Consider the following 14,670-nt stretch of genomic DNA (forward strand, 5'->3'; position numbering starts at 1 on the left):
ATTTCATTAGCTGCTGCTGCTCGTGCTGTCATCTGGAGTAGCTCCACCCGGATTGCCATTACTTAATGTAATGCTCTCCGCCACGGTGGAATCTGATTTAAGTGTGTATTGGATAATATCATCCGCCTTTAGTTCTGCTAAGGTGATTGCATTTTCTTGACGCGTGCCATTGTCGAAGGTAACCGCTACGATTTTAGTATCCGCATCAATCGTAATGTCTGTGGTTTCATCGGAGAAGCTTTGCTGCATTCTACCTCCCTGTGGCCCGCCGCCTTGTCCGCCACCTTCCGGCATTTCCCCTTGTGGCTTCCCACCCTCGGGCGCAGCGCCGTTTCCTGTATTTTGATCGCCATCAGGTTTTTCCGGTGGGGTACCGCCTTGACTGTTCTGCCCGTCCCCTTCTCCAGCACCTTGTCGGGGCATAGACATGTCCGATTTATAGAGGGTAAGGGTGGTATCGCGTACACTCTTAATCTTACCGAAATTCATGGACATATTGGGTCTGCCATTTTGTTGATTGCCGTTTGCTTGTGGTTGTTTGGCTGCTGAACCCCTGTCTGCTTGGTTATTTGCAGCAGCTGTTCCTTCGGCCTCCGAATTCGCGCTGCAGCCAGCCAATAATAGAGACGCCAGTAAGCCTCCAGATATTAGTATGGGGACGAACTTTTTCATTTTTTATTCCTCCTAAGTAGGTTGAAGATAGATTTAGAAGGAATATAACAAATGGTTCTGAAAGATTGCTTAATATTAGCTGAAAGTTTGCCTAAAGAAATGAAGTGTGCAAATGTTATATAATGAACAAATATGTGGAGCTTTATAGCCCACTAGGTTGCACTTTGTACAATAGATTCTCCTGAAATGAGGGGGGATAAGAATTCTATTGCACTTTGTACACTTAAAGAAGAGAAAAGCACCTATTTTAACGGATTTCTCCGAAATCTATTGCACGAAGTACAATGGAATGATTTTATAGGAGCCAAAGGTAGCATTCTGTTGCACAATCTGCAATGAGACGACCAGGAAAGAGGCAGCACATGAAGACTTTACTAGTAACGGGGTATCGTGCGCACGAGCTCGGTATTTTTGACAATAAGCATCTAGGGATTCCTTATATCAAAAAGGCACTAGCTAACCGATTAAAACCTTTGATCGAAGAAGGCGTGGAATGGGTGATTACGCCCGGCCAGTATGGTGTGGATCTGTGGGCATGCGAAGTGGTAAGCGAACTTAAGCTGCAATATCCGGACTTAAAGCTTGGGATCATTACAGCGCATACCGGACAGGAAGAGAAGTGGAAAGAAGAGAAGCAGAACGAGTATCGGCGTATTATTGCGGGTGCGGATTTCTTCGGGGCGGTCAGTAATGCCCCTTATGACGGTAGTTGGCAGTTTCGGGCCAGAGATGATCTGCTGTTCCGCAAAAGTGACGGAATACTGCTCTTTTATGATGAGGATGCGGCGGAGGGGAGTCCGAAGTTTTTTAAAGAGCGGGCGTTGAAGCTGCATGCTGAAGGGGAATATGAGTTGTTTCTAATTCACTCCGATGAAATTCAGAATATTGCCGATGAAGAGAATCAACGTGACTACGAGTAAGTATATGTAGATTTTGGAAAAGTAAAGGCCCGTAAACAGTGAATGAGAACATCACCGTTTATGGGCCTTTTAATATAAGAAGAGATTAGATAAAACTCTTTAGCGAAGGTGCTTTTCGCACCTTGTAATTTTGTTCATAAGCATAGGCGAGCTTGATGAGTGTGGGCTCTTGATAAGCTTTCGCAGAGAAAGTCACACCGAAAGGGGCGCCGGCTGATGTATAACCGGAAGGCACAACGATAGACGGATATCCCGCTCTGGAGGTAATTCTGGCGCCGAAATCGGCGGGGAACAGCAGGGCATCCAGATTGTATTCCTTCATAGTAGCGTCGATTCCATCTTCCTTGCACAGCTTCAGGTCAGTCACGCGGTGTCGTAAATACTTGGATTCGGTTTGTGTGCCGGAAGAGGTATATTCCGCATCTATTAATGTAGCTTGACCATATCTCAAAGTCTCCACAGGATGCGCATGGTTAAAATCAATAATATCCTTTAAGGTTCGCATTGGTGCGCCAGGTCCCAAATGAGATAAATAAGCGTTCAGTGCTGTTTTGAATTCGTTTAAGACTACCGAAGAATAACTAATTTCCCGAGCGGTCTTTATATCCGCAGGATCAATGATGGTCGCTCCGAGCTCTCTCATCCTGTCTACGGAAGCGTTGAATAGTGCAAGTTGTTCTTCTGTTAGCTCCTCGAAATAATAATCACGCGGGATACCTATTCGGGCACCTTGCAAGCCGTTCTCGTCGAGGAATACAGTGTAATCCTCATGAATTTTACCTATATTCGTTCCCATGGCGGCATCATGATTATCGTCGCCCAGCATGGCATTTAACAGCAGAACAGCATCACGAACCGTTCTGGCCATAGGGCCCGCAGTGTCCTGCGTGTTGGAGAGCGGAAGAATTCCCGAACGACTGAGCAGTCCAACGGTTGGCTTAATGCCAATAATAGAGCCCAAATTGCCGGGGTTAAGGATCGATCCGGAGGTTTCTGTACCGACAGAGACTGTACAGAAGTTACAGGCTACAGCAACCGCTGATCCACTACTGGAGCCGCCAGTTGGTGTAGATATATTGTAGGGGTTAAGGACTTGCCCGCCACGGGAGCTGTAACCGGAGGGCATGCCGGTGGTCATAAAATTGGCGAATTCGGTCATATTGGCTTTACCCATAATAATCGCTCCGGCTTCACGCAGTTTGGTAACGATGAACGCATCTTTCCCGGCAAAAGAATTCGCCAAAGCCAGCGAACCCGCACTAGTATGCATTTTGTCCCCAGTATTGATGTTATCCTTCAATAACACAGGGATGCCATGCAGAGGACCTCGGGAGCCTTTGATCGCACGTTCCACATCCAGAGATTCTGCGATAAACAATGCATCCGGATTGATCTCTAGCACAGAGTTAATCGTTAAGCCATTTTTGTCATGATCAGCTATGCGTTCATAATACATGAGAACTAGTTGTTTTGACGTGATTTCTCCGGATTCTAATGCAGCTTGGATCTCGGGTACAGTGGCTTCTACGAGTTCGAAACTCATGTGCGTTCACGCTTCTTTCCCTATAGGATATAGCTTCTCCTTCATCTAACCATAATTTGGGTTTGATGGGTAGTGTTATATTGAGGCGTGAGATAAATAGATTTTTATTCAAAGAGCTTTCATGCTCCCAATTGAAAAGAGGTGCCCGAATCGCCAGATAAAATGGCCTTGGGACACCTCTTTTTATTTTTTGATAAGAGTCATTATTACCCCTGTGCTGTAAATCCCTCTTCCGCTAAATATTCTTTAGCTTCCTCAAGGGTCTCAAAGGCCATTTCTAGATTAAGGTCGGCATAGACGTACCATAAATCATCCTCAAGTTTTAGAGTCAGCGTATGGCCCTCATCATTAGTCCAGAATGAGTCGGCTGCTGCCGCAGCCTTTTTCTTTCTTTTGCTGGCTACAGGGGCATCCGGAATGTAAATAGACAGTGAGGTGATGGTGGCATCCAGCAGACTCCGCAGCTCGGATTCCGAGTAGTCGCGAATGTTCACAAGGCCCTTATCATCTGCCTCATAGCCCCGCAATAAGCCTGCGAACACATAACCATTCCCATTAGGATGCAGATGGTAAGCAACGGTTTTCTTATCATGCTGGCTTTCCTCGTAGTGATAGTTCACGCGCCCAAGGGATACGTTTTTACGTTCCAATTGGGGGTAAGAGTCGAGAATCGCTAATTTTTGTTCAAAAGTAAGCATATACAGCCTCCGGTTTTCGGTGTGATTGTGCACATGATTATACCATGACGATGGCCCGCAGACTATTTTTTAGTGATCAAGCGGCAGAGTCAGCACGAAGGTACAGCCTTCCTCGGAGTGCTCCTCAAGCACAAGGCTCCCGTTCATGGCTTCTGCCAGCAGACGGCTGAAGGTTAAGCCGAGTCCCAGACCACGTAGTGTGCTTTGTTTGTCGCTACCTCGGAAAAAAGCCTCGAAGACATACTCACTATGATTTGATGAGATGCCCAGCCCGTTATCCTGAATACGAATCTCCGCCATGTCATGACCTTGCTGTTCAAGCACCTCTACTGTAAGCTGTACCATTCGGTCTGGGGCCTTGGCTTGTACACTGTTATTAAGTAAATTGACGATGATTTGTTGGATACGTAGCGGGTCCCCACACAAAAATAAGGGAGTTCTTGGCATATGGAGCACAGGCTCCGCAACTTCATACGCTTGTGTCAGCTTCCATTGATACACGATTTCGGATAACAGTGGTACGGCATCCAGTCGATCGTGACGGACTGAAACGATTCCTGCAGTCAGTGCGTTGTAATCCAGAAGATCGGCAACCATCCGTTGCAATCGTCCAGCTTCCTGCAAAGCAATATCTAGAAATTCCACAGCTTCATCGTCTTCGACAACCCCTTCACGAACGGCATGGATTAGGCCTTTAATAGAGGTTACTGGTGTCTTTAGTTCATGGGATACACCGGCTAACATAACCGCACGGGACTGCTCAAATTGTTGTAACTTGCCTGCCATCTCTTCAAAAGACAACATCAGTTCATGGATTTCCCGTTCTTTGGCGTCCTTATCCAGAACGATATCATAACGGCCATGGCTGATTTGAGCGGCTGCTTTGGCTACCTTCTGGATCGGTTTTGCCAGTTTACGAGACAAGAGGTAAATGGTTAGCCAACTTAATATAATTAGAAATAGCAACAGAATGGAGAAAAAAATGATCTCCTCCTGCGGAATATGCCTCAGCGATTTCTTGGATTGAAGCACAATCACCTGTCCCAGCGTTTCCCCATCCGATTTTATGGGCGCTACTGCAGCTTTGAACTCCGGACTGCGAGAGTCGTCAAGGCTATCATTAAGTTTATGCCTCATCTCATCTTCAGTTAGAGGCGGCATTGAGAACAGCATCTGATCTTGCTGATCTGTAATGATTACACACATTTCTACGGTTAACTTGAAGAATCGTTTTCGGTCTTCAATGAGCCTTCCAAGATTTTGGCTGATCTCTATTGAACCCTCACGATTTACGCTCCGGTCGGCAATCTCCTGTGCTAATAATCCAGTAGTCTGCATCCGGTTACTCATAGCTTCTTGTTGGATCCACCAGAACGTCGTTAGTGCAGTTAGCAGGAGACCAACACTAATGATGAGCAGGTAACGAATCGTCCAATAGGAGAGAATCGAAGTACGTTTGGGGCTGCTCTTCTTTAGGTTGTCCATAATTGATATCCTGTCCCTCTCAGGGTACGGATTTCCCCCTCATCTACTGGCCAATGCGACAGCGCTTGGCGAAGTCTTTTGATAGACAAGTCCACGGCTCTGTCACTTCCTTCGTAATCCATCTCCCAGACATGTTCTATTAATTGCTCGCGGGTACAGATTTGATTAGGTCTTTCAGCCAGAAATAACATGACCGACATATCACGTGGACTAAGACTCAGCTCAACTCCGTTTAAAAATACAGCTCGTGCAGTAAAGTCGATAAACAAACTGCCATAATGCCGTTTGCGGCTGCCATCGGACCACTGCGAAGGACGGCGTAACACAGCATTCACGCGTGCCACCACTTCCTCAGGAATAAAGGGCTTAGACATATAATCATCCGCACCACCGTCGAGTCCGGCTAGTCGGTCATGGATCCCGTCCCTTGCGGTGAGCATGATTACGGGACAGCTGCTTTTTTCACGAATCAGCTTTAGCAGTTCAAAGCCGTCCATGTTTGGCAGCATGATGTCGAGTAATACTAATGAGGGAGGTGTTATAGCAAAAGACTCCAGTGCAGCGTGTCCGTCGGCTACACGGGTGACATGGAAGCCTGCTTTTTTCAGATAGGCACTGAGGACCCTGGAGATAGCTTCCTCATCTTCAACAATTAGAATGGATCTCATCCTGTGGTGGTCCTCCAATCTATAAAATTACGACAAGTTTAACACATCATTGCTCGCTCTGCTCTGACTTCTTCCCGACATATTGCTTTGTTAGAATGAGGGACGAGCTTGAAAATATACAGAATATTTTGAATATTGGAGGGAACAGGATGAAGAGAAAAAGAATAGCCTTGATCGCGGCCGGAGTCATCATCGTAGGAGTAGTCACAGGCTATACATTGCTGGATAAATCGCTGGGCAATAATGTACAGATCGAGTCCGTGATTCCAGGGCAAGCCACAACAGCCGGTAATGGAGAAAGCACGGCTAACACTGGAGCACCAGTAGGTATGGCAGTCACAGCCGACCAATTAAACGGTGATTGGACGGTTACGGATGCTTCTAAGGTATATTGGTCAGTAACCACCTCTAAAGAAACAGTAAACTTCGTGGATAACAAAGTTCAAGGTACCTGGAAAGTTAATATAGAAGATACTACTTCGATGGTTGGAGAAGGGACAGTAGATATGAGCGCTCTGGACTCTGGCAATGGTCAAAGAGATGAGCATGTAAAAGGGGAAGACTTTCTAGCCGTTACGGAATTTCCACAATCTACGTTTGTCGTTAAATCATTCTCCGAGCTGCCAACGGAATGGACCGAAGGAGCGACTGTACCGGTTGAAATGCAAGGAACGCTTACAGTGAAGGGTGTGGATAAGGACGTTACTTTCCAGTCTCAAGCAGCGTACAGTGGTGGACAGCTGATGCTGTCGGGTACAGCGACAGTGGCCTTTTCTGATTTTGGCTTAAGCAATCCACACACCGTTGTACTGGATACGGAGAACAATCTTGAGGTTCGATTAGAGCTTGTGTTGAAGAAATAGCATCAGTCTTGTTGCAGTGAATTTATAGAGCAACTGTACGGAAGAGACTTTCCCGGGCCTAATAGCTTTTGGGAGAGTCTCTTTGGTTTGGAATGAAATGTATGTTTTAATAGAAGTATCTGTCTAATAAATAGCAATAAAGGAGGTGTTCCTTGTGATCCAGGTGGCGGCAGCGATTATACATAATGAAGAAGGACAGATTCTTATTGCTCGGCGCAGGCAAGGTAAATCTCAGGCAGGTCTTTGGGAATTTCCTGGCGGTAAAATAGAGCAGGATGAAAGCATCGCAGATTGTCTGCAAAGAGAGCTTCAGGAGGAGATGGGGATAATAATCCTTCCCTATGAAAGCTTTGGCGTGAACGAGCACAACTATGGAAGTGTCGAGATCAGACTGTTTGCTTGGAAAGCCCGATATCTGGGAGGTGTAATTGAACTTGTCGATCACGATGAATATAGGTGGGTGTTTCCAACTGCACTCGGTCCGTTCACGTTTGCTCCTGCAGATATTCCTTTTGTAGAACGGCTAATGGTGGGGTCAGATCAAGTGTGAAGTCAGTCTGAACATCAAGTAGAAAGGAAGAACATAAGTGCCCGTATATGAAAAGCTAGTGCGTGACGGAATCCCCAACCTGATAGCTTCTCAAGGTAAAGACTTTAAAACAAGGATATTAGATTCCAAAGAATACATAACTGAACTACGTAAGAAATTGAAAGAAGAGTCGGAGGAGTATTTTCGGGCAGTGAGTAATGAAGAAGCGCTAGAGGAGCTTGCCGACATGCTGGAAGTAATTCAAGCGCTGGCGGAGACCCATGGAAGTAATAGCGCAGAGCTGGAGGAGCTTCGTGCTGAGAAAGCTGAACGTCGTGGCGGATTTAAGGAGCAGATATTTTTGATTGATGTGGAAAGAGAATAACTAGAGATTATTGTTCCGTATAAGGAGGTTATTAAAGTTGTCCAAAACTAAACTGATGATGATCTTAAGCGGTGTGGTAGCCTTGATTCCTATTGCTATTTATTTATTCCTATATTCCAAAATGCCTGATAGGGTTCCGATCCATTACGATGGGAATATGGCTGATAGATTTGTAAGCAAGTCTAGTCTGGAGGTTATTTTGCAAAGCGGGCTTGGATGTTTGGGGTTTATAATCATGAAACTCCTGCAGTTCCTTTTGCAAAAAGCGTTTATTCAGAGCTCTAACGAGCATTCAGCGGCTCTGAGCAGGAGCTGGAATATTGCTATTTTGGTAGTGACGGTGGTGTTCGCCGGCATCAGTTCCTATACATTTATTAGAATGGTCTGATAGAATTAAAGAGACTTAGCAGAAGGATTAGGAGGAACATGCAAATGAAAATGGATAACGCTTACAAGATAAGATGGGGAATTCTCAGTACAGGCTGGATTGCCCATCAGTTTGTTACTGATTTATCTCATGCCAGCAATGGCGTGGCATATGCCGTGGGTTCGCGTTCACAGGAAAGTGCAGATAAATTCGCGAGGGATCATGGAGTACCACATGCTTATGCTACCTATGAGGAATTGGTAAATGACCCGAATGTAGACGCTGTATATATTGGAACGCCACATCCTTTTCATAAAGAAAATGCATTATTGGCGCTACGTGCAGGTAAAGCTGTTCTATGTGAGAAGCCTTTTACCGTGAATAGCGGAGAATTGGAAGAAGTGGTGGCCTATGCTAGAGATCATAAGCTGTTCCTGATGGAGGCCATGTGGAGTCGTTACATCCCGGCGATGGTGAAGGTTAGAGAATGGATCGCCGAGGGCAGAATCGGTGATGTTCGTTTGGTGAAGGCAGACTTAGGATTTCGCACCGACTGGAATCCGGAAAGCAGATTGCTGAATCCGAAGCTGGGGGGAGGCGCGCTGCTGGATGTTGGGATTTATCCGGTTTCTTTTGCCTCGATGGTGTTTGGACCTCATCCTGAATCTATGTCCAGTACGGTGCATATTGGCGAGACTGGAGTGGACGAGCATTTCTCCATGCTGTTGAATTATGGCAATGGAAAAACCGCTTCGTTGAACGGTGGTATTCGTCTTAATACGCTGGAGGAAGCACATGTGTTTGGAACAGAGGGACGTATAATTGTTGAAGGGACGTTAGTGAACCCGAAATCGGCTTCGCTCTATATAGGGGATGAGAAGGTAGAGAGCTTTGTGGATGATCGAGCTTCTATTGGATATTGTTTTGAAGCAGAGGAAGTAGGACGTTGTTTACAAGCAGGGCTAACTGAAAGTCCAGTCATGTCATTGGATGAATCGTTAGCGATTCTGAAACTGCTGGATCAAATACGTGCGCAGTGGGGTCTTAAGTATCCTGGGGAGTAAATAAAATAAACAACACCCCTCGGAGCTACTAAGGTAGCTCCGAGGGGTGTTTGCTATATCGAACGATAGGTGGAAGTCTAGTTCTGACTATTGTCGTTTTTATTTTTGCCTGCTTGGACCCAGCCGGCCACTTCAACCGTGCGCTTGGCTTGATGAAAAACAGCATCACGGATCCGATCCTGCTCTTCGATCATTTTACCGTCCCCATCTACACTGACGCTTGTTCCGTACGGGTTGCCTCCTGCACCGAATGTGACAGGATCTGTGTAACCAGGTGCAGCGACAATCGCTCCCCAGTGATACATCGATGTGTAGAGTGCCAAGATCGTAGCTTCCTGTCCGCCGTGCGGATTCTGTGCTGAGCTCATGGCGCTGACGACTTTGTTTACCGTGAGTCCTTTGCCCCAAATCCCTCCGGTTGTATCAATGAACTGCTTCATTTGAGAAGCGATGTTACCGTAACGGGTTGGAGAACTGAAAATAATCGCATCGGCCTCCACAATATCATCAGGTGTTGCAACGGGGATATCTTTTGTCTTCTCAGCCAAGGCCTTCATGGCCGGATTGGCCGCAATTTTATCCTCGGGAACCAGCTCCTGCACCTTCAGCAGTTTTACCTCAGCTCCCGCTTTCTCGGCGCTTTCCGCGGCCCATTGTGCTAGCTGGTAGTTAGTTCCTGTGGCACTGTAATAGATGACAGCTAATTTAATTTTTGACATGCTAGGTCATTCCCTTCGAGTGTAGTTCCATACTATTAATTACCCCATTGATGCTTTTATAACCTAAATCGATAATTCTGCTCTAACTGGACAGACAGATGTCCACTTCCCTTGTGTATACTGAACTCAATTACAGGAAATGAGGGAGAATAATGAATACTTATTTTGCACAAAAACCGAAAATGACATTGGCTGGGGTTAGCATACGTACGACAAATGAAGTGGAAATGGGTCCCGACGGGGGCTTATCGCGGCTCTGGGAAACGTATTTTCAGAGTAATATTGCGGGGCAGATGGATACGGTTAAGCCTGAGTATATCTATGCCTTGTATACAGATTATGAGAGTGATGCGTCGGGTGCATACACCGTTGTGATCGGGCATGAAGTCGCTGGGGAGAGACATTTAGCGGATAGCGGGATCGTGAGTGCGGCTGTTCCGGAGAGCAAGTATATGGTTTTTACGACGAAAAAAGGTCCGGTATTTGAAGTAGTCTCGCAAGCATGGGGGGAGATTTGGGCGTATTTTAAGGTGTCTACAGAAGTAAGAACCTATACGGGCGATTTTGAAATTTACGATTCGCGGAATTTTGATCCTGCCAACACGCAGGTTGAGATTTATATTGCGATTGAGTAGATCGGGTGAAAGATATTTTAGCTAAAAGAAATGTTTCGTGGGGATTTGGGGGCTGCCGAGAGGCAGTTCCTTTTTTCGGTGATGAGTTTAATACCTTGGGTGAGGGTGAAGGGTTACTCAACGGTAGAAACGAATATATATCAATAGAAGGAATGCGTAACGAATGAGAAAAAGAACGGTAAAAATCCCGTACATTGGCTGGTTTCGAACGAAGTAGCTGGTTGAGTTAATAGGTTCGATGGAGCGTGACAGTCCCATCAAACGAATCACACACAAACCAAAAGAAACGGAGAACATCAAATGGGAAAACAATTCACGGCTATATTACCTGCACATCAGGAGTTTATTCAGCAGCAGCATCTTTTTTTCGTAGGGTCAGCGCCACTTTCTGAAGAGGGGCATGTTAACCTTTCACCTAAGGGTCATGATTGCTTGCGGATTTTGTCTCCTAATCAGGTGGCTTATCTCGATATGACCGGTAGTGGCAATGAGACAAGCGCTCATCTGCTGGAAAACGGAAGAGTGACGGTTATGTTTTGTGCCTTTGAAGGACCGCCGAACATTCTGAGACTGTATGGAACAGGGGCAGTAATTCTGCCTGGTTCATCAGAATGGGAAACGCTGTACCCTATGTTTACACCTCTGCCTGGAGCTAGACAGATCATTTTAATTGATGTTCATAAAGTACAGACTTCCTGCGGATTTTCGGTCCCATTTATGAGTTATGATGGTGAGCGGGACACGTTACAACGTTGGTCTATCCAAAAGGGCGAAGCAGGTCTGAAAGAATATAGACAAGAGAAGAATACTACAAGTATAGACGGGCTACCGACGCCCCTTGGACAAAAAAACTGAGCGGATATGGTGATCCTAGATTCATGTATATATAAAATTTCTCATTCGTCACGACGAGCGTTCCCACAATTCAACTAAGCAGTTAACCCATATATTCTACTGTGCAAAACTCATACTACCCACGGATTCCACCACAAACACAGGCACATACTGCTCTCCCATGTCCGTTCCAACAAGCTGATAACCGTTCTGATATTGACCACTAACTAACGCGTTACCTGTAACGGAACCCAAGTCTCCTTGAAGAAAAATATAAATTCCATTGGAGTATGCAAGCATATTGCCGAAGTTATCAGCGACGATTTCACAGTGAAAAGAGACCTTTTCAAAAGGATGAAGCGCTACATCGGAAGCTGAAATTACCGCATACTCCTGAACAATCTCAGCAAATTGATAGCTGGCATCTACTTTGCGATAACGTGCTGTCTGTCCAATGACACCGTCTCCGAGATCCGCGTTAGATACGAGTATGGAATCATCGGACTGCAGTTCGTAGCTATCTCCAGACATAGAAAACAACTGTGAAATACCATCTTTTTTCATTTCATATGCTGTAAAAAGGGTACGTCCACCTTCGATCTCAGATTCAGCCAGAATCACGGGTGCACTAGAACCTGAAGAGGCAGCAAGCTGGTCATTAAAAGTTAGACTGCGCAGACTCTCGAATTTTGGTAAACTATTTCCAGTTAAAGTAATGACACTTTCGTCGCTATTCATTGCTGCATAATAGAGGACACCATTGCTATCCGTTCCAGCCACAATGACCTTCTTATCGTGTAGTCCCTTGCTGGAGATGGCGTTCCCATATCTGCCTTGTTCCTCACCGCCCGGGAGTAGGCGCACAGGTTCAGCAATATTCCAAGCCAATCTTGTAGCGGCAAGGATTGAAGAAGTATCCTCTAGCGGAGCAAGATCACTGTATAGCTGAATAGCTTCAGCATATTGGCCTTTGCTGGCCATGCGCTTGGCATTTTTAAGTAGTTTAGCTTTACTGGTATCTACTAAGGTTAGTACTTTGGATGAGGTGATCCCTGCTGATCCTGCAAAATGACGATAGGCAACAGCATGCCCAGCAAAAGCGGTGATTTTATCGCTCTCTAGGTCTTTGTTCAGGATGATTTTTCCGCTACTTTCTGCCTGCCCAAGTACCCATGGCGCTTCGTAACTATGCTGGCTGTAAGCATTCATCATGGAGAGGGTGCTCTCCAGCATGCCTGTAAAGTTTCCTGTGCCTGCTAAGGCTTTTAGTTTAGCTGTATCATGACTTTTGAACTTGGAGGTTAGCAACTCCTCCTTGGATGCAGCGCTTCCGTAATAAGCATCGGGAATCTGCAACAGATTCCATTTAGGAGTATCTTCTCCACTCTTGTTTCCATCTTGGCTCTGAGCAAGTTCAGTAAGAAACTGCTCCTTAAATTCTCGGAAGTAGGTTGTGAACTGGTCAGAAATGCCTGAATCGGTCGATAACTGGCGATAATAGGATTCATAAGGACCACCGGGCTTCATATATGTAGCTTTTAAGCTGAGGAGGGTATCATAACTTTTCATAAATCCGGTGAAATCTTTCGTCGCAGCTTGTGCTTTAGCGGATGATACCAAGGCATTCAAACCTTGGCGGATGGCCGTGATTGGTGACAGCTCATCAAGTCGCTTCGCAACCTTTTCTTCCATATAAAATATGGAATGGTTTGCCGCCGCTAGGCGATACTGATTCTCTGCACTTATCAGATCGCCAGCAGCATAGAGACGGTCGGCTTCCTTGGTTATTTGTATTTTGTCGGCGATGAGAAAAACCTTCTGTCCAAGCATCACAAACATGCTTATACACAAAATGATCATAAAGTTTCGCAGGGTTATTAATGGTTTGAACGTCATATAGAGTAGCCTCTTTTTTCAAAATATAAGAAAGCATAGTTTCACATCATTCTTTATCCTTATATTTCACCGAGAAACAACTGCCATCAATAAGATGCCAATCCCGTTTCTTCTTGAAATATAAGAAAGCATAGTTTCACATTATTCTTTATCCTTATATTTCTACGAGAAACAATTGCCATCTATAACGGATGCCAATGTCATTTCTACTTGAAATATAAGAAAGCCCTATTGAACTTCCGGGTCCCAGCGGTATTTGGCTTCACGAATGTCCGCTACTCTTTGGTCCAAGCCATTCCACGGTTCATGGGGATTCGCAGCAATGAGTTTGGATAACCGCATAAAGCGGTCTTTAGGCAGATCTTGCACGTATCGGCCGATCATACTGGAGTAGAGCAGGGCATAACGCTTCATTCTTACTGCAGCTCCGGCAACTCCCGTAAGGATGGTCATACCATTATTCATATGACGAATTTCTACTTCATAGTTCTTTACGTATCGTAGTGTACGATCTTTGATCAGATCAGGACGGACTTTAGCGATCTCGCCGATATATTCGGCTAGTAGCGGCTCGAAATCCTTAAGAAGAAGCTGCTCCAGTTCTAAATCCATATCCTTGCGAAGCAAAAAACCATGCAGCAAGGCGATACGTTGCCGTGCGATCCGGTCACCACGAAGCAGGATGGAGAGTTCGCGCAGCTTCTCGTAGGCAAGAACATCGTCCTCACGGAGTACGGAGACAGCCTCCTGGCGGTTGATCTCCAGTCCCTCTTTGATGATGCCAATTCCTCGGCCGAGCAGCTCGTTAAGAGAACGAAGATTCTCGTTCTGCCGTGCTTTTCGCTGCGTATAGTACAATAGTCCAGCGAGGAGAATTCCTCCGGCACCACATAACATCATCTGCTCTATGCTATTTCCAAAATAGACGGAGGCTAGTGTAAGCAGTAAGATGAATAGGAGGCGCGTATGCATTTTTCTTCCTGCAATGGATGCAGCTTGCTTCTCTACCGTAATAAGTGAGTCTTTCCCGCATTTGGAGCATCGATCTTCACCGAGAGCGGTGTATTGTCCGCAGTGGCGACAAATACGAAGCTTGTCATAAGCGTAACGAGGAGCCTTGAAAGGGCGAAAGGTAACAGGTCTTTTCTTATTCACGGCCTTTATCGCCTCCGTTCAATGCGGCCAGTAGGCGGTCGTTAATATCATCTCGAGTTAGTGGTTTACGTTGGCGTGCAGCATAGATGGAAATTTGAATTACGACAATTAGGAACGTAATCCCAAGAATGACGTATGAAATCATGGAACAGTCCTTTCTCATAGACGCCTCGCAGTCTGGATGGCTCATAGAATGATCACTCTATGCATCATTGCTACTTTGGTCCGGCGGTCCTA

Annotated in this window: 17 protein-coding genes; 8 read left to right on the forward strand and 9 right to left on the reverse strand. The window is 45.7% G+C overall.

Annotation, left to right across the window (positions count from 1 at the left end):
• Positions 1 to 6: 6 nt before the first annotated feature.
• Entirely contained in the window at positions 7 to 672 is a 666-nt protein-coding gene (locus M2444_RS18650; RefSeq protein ID WP_280787736.1) for a hypothetical protein, read from the reverse strand.
• A 362-nt stretch (positions 673 to 1,034) separates the two neighbouring features.
• Here M2444_RS18650 and M2444_RS18655 point away from each other — a divergent pair, with 362 nt between their 5' ends.
• Positions 1,035 to 1,592, forward strand: a complete 558-nt coding sequence (locus tag M2444_RS18655) for an SLOG family protein (RefSeq protein WP_042185074.1) — start codon at positions 1,035 to 1,037, stop codon at positions 1,590 to 1,592.
• Between the two features lie 85 nt (positions 1,593 to 1,677).
• Here M2444_RS18655 and M2444_RS18660 read toward each other — a convergent pair whose 3' ends face one another.
• From M2444_RS18660 to M2444_RS18675, 4 genes are all read right to left on the reverse strand, one after another.
• The gene (locus M2444_RS18660) at positions 1,678 to 3,135 is read right to left on the reverse strand and encodes an amidase family protein (protein ID WP_280787737.1); all 1,458 of its coding nucleotides are present in this window, start codon (positions 3,133 to 3,135) and stop codon (positions 1,678 to 1,680) included.
• A 206-nt stretch (positions 3,136 to 3,341) separates the two neighbouring features.
• A complete protein-coding gene (locus tag M2444_RS18665; RefSeq protein WP_094870784.1) occupies positions 3,342 to 3,833 on the reverse strand; it encodes a hypothetical protein in 492 nt (163 codons plus the stop codon).
• A gap of 69 nt (positions 3,834 to 3,902) precedes the next feature.
• Positions 3,903 to 5,318, reverse strand: a complete 1,416-nt coding sequence (locus M2444_RS18670; protein WP_094875460.1) for a HAMP domain-containing sensor histidine kinase — start codon at positions 5,316 to 5,318, stop codon at positions 3,903 to 3,905.
• Positions 5,306 to 5,986, reverse strand: coding sequence for a response regulator transcription factor (locus M2444_RS18675; RefSeq protein ID WP_094870787.1), 681 nt, complete (start codon positions 5,984 to 5,986; stop codon positions 5,306 to 5,308). The genes M2444_RS18670 and M2444_RS18675 overlap by 13 nt, the downstream gene beginning before the upstream one ends.
• 149 nt (positions 5,987 to 6,135) lie before the next feature.
• On the opposite strand from M2444_RS18675, the gene M2444_RS18680 reads away from it, so the two are divergent.
• The 5 genes from M2444_RS18680 (at position 6,136) to M2444_RS18700 (ending at position 9,194) form a co-directional block, all read left to right on the forward strand.
• Entirely contained in the window at positions 6,136 to 6,849 is a 714-nt protein-coding gene (locus M2444_RS18680; RefSeq protein ID WP_094875459.1) for a YceI family protein, read from the forward strand.
• Between the two features lie 154 nt (positions 6,850 to 7,003).
• On the forward strand, positions 7,004 to 7,399 hold the full coding sequence (gene mutT, locus M2444_RS18685; protein ID WP_094870789.1) for an 8-oxo-dGTP diphosphatase MutT: 396 nt from the start codon (positions 7,004 to 7,006) through the stop codon (positions 7,397 to 7,399).
• Between the two features lie 37 nt (positions 7,400 to 7,436).
• Positions 7,437 to 7,763, forward strand: a complete 327-nt coding sequence (locus M2444_RS18690; protein ID WP_094870791.1) for a nucleoside triphosphate pyrophosphohydrolase — start codon at positions 7,437 to 7,439, stop codon at positions 7,761 to 7,763.
• 37 nt (positions 7,764 to 7,800) lie between these two features.
• Positions 7,801 to 8,151 (forward strand): DUF1648 domain-containing protein, encoded by a 351-nt coding sequence (locus M2444_RS18695; RefSeq protein WP_094870792.1) that lies wholly within the window; start codon positions 7,801 to 7,803, stop codon positions 8,149 to 8,151.
• A gap of 44 nt (positions 8,152 to 8,195) precedes the next feature.
• Positions 8,196 to 9,194, forward strand: a complete 999-nt coding sequence (locus tag M2444_RS18700; RefSeq protein ID WP_373455807.1) for a Gfo/Idh/MocA family protein — start codon at positions 8,196 to 8,198, stop codon at positions 9,192 to 9,194.
• A 77-nt stretch (positions 9,195 to 9,271) separates the two neighbouring features.
• On the opposite strand, the gene wrbA is transcribed toward M2444_RS18700, so the two are convergent.
• The gene (gene wrbA, locus M2444_RS18705) at positions 9,272 to 9,913 is read right to left on the reverse strand and encodes an NAD(P)H:quinone oxidoreductase type IV (RefSeq protein ID WP_094875457.1); all 642 of its coding nucleotides are present in this window, start codon (positions 9,911 to 9,913) and stop codon (positions 9,272 to 9,274) included.
• Between the two features lie 152 nt (positions 9,914 to 10,065).
• Here wrbA and M2444_RS18710 point away from each other — a divergent pair, with 152 nt between their 5' ends.
• Positions 10,066 to 10,548, forward strand: coding sequence for a GyrI-like domain-containing protein (locus M2444_RS18710; RefSeq protein WP_280787738.1), 483 nt, complete (start codon positions 10,066 to 10,068; stop codon positions 10,546 to 10,548).
• A gap of 300 nt (positions 10,549 to 10,848) precedes the next feature.
• Positions 10,849 to 11,403, forward strand: a complete 555-nt coding sequence (locus M2444_RS18715; protein ID WP_280787739.1) for a pyridoxamine 5'-phosphate oxidase family protein — start codon at positions 10,849 to 10,851, stop codon at positions 11,401 to 11,403.
• 96 nt (positions 11,404 to 11,499) lie between these two features.
• Here M2444_RS18715 and M2444_RS18720 read toward each other — a convergent pair whose 3' ends face one another.
• The 3 genes from M2444_RS18720 to M2444_RS18730 form a co-directional block, all read right to left on the reverse strand.
• Entirely contained in the window at positions 11,500 to 13,278 is a 1,779-nt protein-coding gene (locus M2444_RS18720) for a hypothetical protein (RefSeq protein ID WP_280787740.1), read from the reverse strand.
• A gap of 228 nt (positions 13,279 to 13,506) precedes the next feature.
• Positions 13,507 to 14,433, reverse strand: a complete 927-nt coding sequence (locus M2444_RS18725) for a hypothetical protein (protein ID WP_280787741.1) — start codon at positions 14,431 to 14,433, stop codon at positions 13,507 to 13,509.
• On the reverse strand, positions 14,426 to 14,596 hold the full coding sequence (locus tag M2444_RS18730) for a hypothetical protein (protein ID WP_156113055.1): 171 nt from the start codon (positions 14,594 to 14,596) through the stop codon (positions 14,426 to 14,428). Before M2444_RS18730 ends, M2444_RS18725 begins: the two co-directional genes overlap by 8 nt.
• Between the last annotated feature and the right edge of the window lie 74 nt (positions 14,597 to 14,670).

The sequence above is a fragment of the Paenibacillus sp. PastF-3 genome (assembly GCF_029893135.1).
GTDB lineage: Bacteria > Bacillota > Bacilli > Paenibacillales > Paenibacillaceae > Paenibacillus_AQ > Paenibacillus_AQ nitricinens.

Coding starts and splice junctions, on each gene's coding strand:
- M2444_RS18650 (WP_280787736.1), bottom strand. CDS start 672: ATGAAAAAGTTCGTCCCCATACTAATATCTGGAGGCTTACTGGCGTCT.
- M2444_RS18655 (WP_042185074.1), top strand. CDS start 1,035: ATGAAGACTTTACTAGTAACGGGGTATCGTGCGCACGAGCTCGGTATT.
- M2444_RS18660 (WP_280787737.1), bottom strand. CDS start 3,135: ATGAGTTTCGAACTCGTAGAAGCCACTGTACCCGAGATCCAAGCTGCA.
- M2444_RS18665 (WP_094870784.1), bottom strand. CDS start 3,833: ATGCTTACTTTTGAACAAAAATTAGCGATTCTCGACTCTTACCCCCAA.
- M2444_RS18670 (WP_094875460.1), bottom strand. CDS start 5,318: ATGGACAACCTAAAGAAGAGCAGCCCCAAACGTACTTCGATTCTCTCC.
- M2444_RS18675 (WP_094870787.1), bottom strand. CDS start 5,986: ATGAGATCCATTCTAATTGTTGAAGATGAGGAAGCTATCTCCAGGGTC.
- M2444_RS18680 (WP_094875459.1), top strand. CDS start 6,136: ATGAAGAGAAAAAGAATAGCCTTGATCGCGGCCGGAGTCATCATCGTA.
- M2444_RS18700 (WP_373455807.1), top strand. CDS start 8,196: ATGAAAATGGATAACGCTTACAAGATAAGATGGGGAATTCTCAGTACA.
- wrbA (WP_094875457.1), bottom strand. CDS start 9,913: ATGTCAAAAATTAAATTAGCTGTCATCTATTACAGTGCCACAGGAACT.
- M2444_RS18710 (WP_280787738.1), top strand. CDS start 10,066: ATGAATACTTATTTTGCACAAAAACCGAAAATGACATTGGCTGGGGTT.
- M2444_RS18715 (WP_280787739.1), top strand. CDS start 10,849: ATGGGAAAACAATTCACGGCTATATTACCTGCACATCAGGAGTTTATT.
- M2444_RS18720 (WP_280787740.1), bottom strand. CDS start 13,278: ATGACGTTCAAACCATTAATAACCCTGCGAAACTTTATGATCATTTTG.
- M2444_RS18730 (WP_156113055.1), bottom strand. CDS start 14,596: ATGAGAAAGGACTGTTCCATGATTTCATACGTCATTCTTGGGATTACG.